The following is a 1,689-nucleotide window of genomic DNA, read 5'->3' on the forward strand; positions in this document are numbered from 1 at the left end:
GAACAAGGGAGATTCGGATAAATCTGTCCCAATTTCCACTGAAAGACATGTTCTTGCGTGCACGTTTTATGAATGACCAGCACTTGGTTTTGAAATTTAAGAAAATTAGACCTTAATCAGATGTTCCTTAACATTGTCAATTGAAATAATTCATCTGAGTCAAATCCGTTCAATGCACTTCCTGGTGGGAAGTCACAATCATCAAATGATGGCCTGTCCTTTATTGAGCGCTACCTGTAACAAATTCAATTGCGTCGGCAGGCGAATGGTTTTAAGGTCATATCTTTCCAGAATAGTCTTACGCGCATTTTTTCTGAAAAACGCGAATGCGTTTGGCTCCCGCAGTGAAAATACTAAAGCAGTTTCAGAAAACTGTATTACTTCACACGACTTTCACATTCCCTTCATTCTCGCTTCACTGAGTGGTGCCATTGTGATGGATGTTTTGTTGCCTTGACTGAAAATTGTTCAACATGAAAGTGCTTGATTGGAATTTGAGTAATTGTGAGAAAAAAATGTGCAGCGAATGCGAAATAACAACCAAAGCATTTATTAACATTGTTTGAGAGAACCAGTATGAACAAGCCATTGAAGAAACGCCTAGCATTCATGAAGTCTCTCAAGGTGGCCATACCTGGCTTGTTGATCACCTATTTGCTATACGCCTATGTAACGGCCCGCCCTCCAGATTATTGTGCAAGAGAAAAACGGATTATTCCCAAAGACGAAATGTGCATAAAGCTATATGACAAGACGATAGAACGTGGGGATTTATTATTGGGGCCAACAGAAAAGACCGGACGTGACTACCACGCAAATCACCCGGACAATTGCCAGGTCAGACCAGAAGAAACTAATGGTTTTCGTTTAGGAGGCATCTTTGAAGTGTTCTTTGATGACCGGTTGGAAGCATTTATAAGGTACGAAATGACCGATAAAGCAAAACACTCTAACGGTAACACTAGACGGTGGGAAGAATGGGACATCATAACCTCGTGCGGAGAGATTAAAAGGCGTAGCGGGGACAATGCCAATTAAATTGGCGTTAAACAGCCATTTTCAATGAAATGATTATACGAGTGTTATAGCCTAATTTTGAATCAGCAAGTGAATACGAAATCTAAATTGAAATGATACAAAAATATGAAAATTAATGTATCTAAATGGAAGTACAAAGCCTGGATAGTCGGAGTGATTTTGATTGTGGTTTGTGCTGAGATAGTATTTTTGAGATCGACTATTAGCGAATCTGATTTAAAAATATCAATGACCAAACACTTTTCTGTTCGTATATCTCAAGACATCGAAAGGATCGAATGTTACCACCTTGTAAAAGGGAAGGATCTACACGGATTGTTAGACTGTAACTATAAAATTCGCAGTAAAAATAAGGTGGAAACGAAAGAGGTTGAAATACCAGAATCCTTTCTGGGTGGAGTGGGAGTTGAATATATTGTTTATGACCAAACAAATCAACCCGAAATGGATATTTCAATCCATACCAAAAACGACGTTAATCCATTGATTAGCAGACTTGATAGTTATTGGTATTTAAGTGTGCTTTGAGCTTCCCCTGAAATTTAGTTCCCCAAAGGTGACGTAAAATAAACGTAACTTTGGAAAGACAAATGATGAACAGGATACCCAAAAAAGCTTATACGACCGAATTCAAAGAACTGGCCGTCAAAC

The 1,689-nt window shown here is 38.7% G+C and carries 2 protein-coding genes; both read left to right on the forward strand.

What is annotated here, in order from left to right; translation table 11 throughout:
• The first annotated feature begins 576 nt into the window (after positions 1–576).
• Positions 577–1,038 (forward strand): hypothetical protein, encoded by a 462-nt coding sequence (locus ACO0LM_RS28575; RefSeq protein ID WP_423042326.1) that lies wholly within the window; start codon positions 577–579, stop codon positions 1,036–1,038.
• Positions 1,039–1,143: 105 nt separating this feature from the next.
• On the forward strand, positions 1,144–1,566 hold the full coding sequence (locus tag ACO0LM_RS28580; protein ID WP_423042328.1) for a hypothetical protein: 423 nt from the start codon (positions 1,144–1,146) through the stop codon (positions 1,564–1,566).
• Positions 1,567–1,689 lie beyond the last annotated feature (123 nt).

The organism is Undibacterium sp. Di26W (genome assembly GCF_049340265.1).
Classification (GTDB): Bacteria; Pseudomonadota; Gammaproteobacteria; order Burkholderiales; family Burkholderiaceae_D; genus Undibacterium.

Bases quoted from the DNA above. Each gene is read 5' to 3' on its own strand.
- ACO0LM_RS28575 (WP_423042326.1), top strand. From the start codon at position 577: ATGAACAAGCCATTGAAGAAACGCCTAGCATTCATGAAGTCTCTCAAG.
- ACO0LM_RS28580 (WP_423042328.1), top strand. From the start codon at position 1,144: ATGAAAATTAATGTATCTAAATGGAAGTACAAAGCCTGGATAGTCGGA.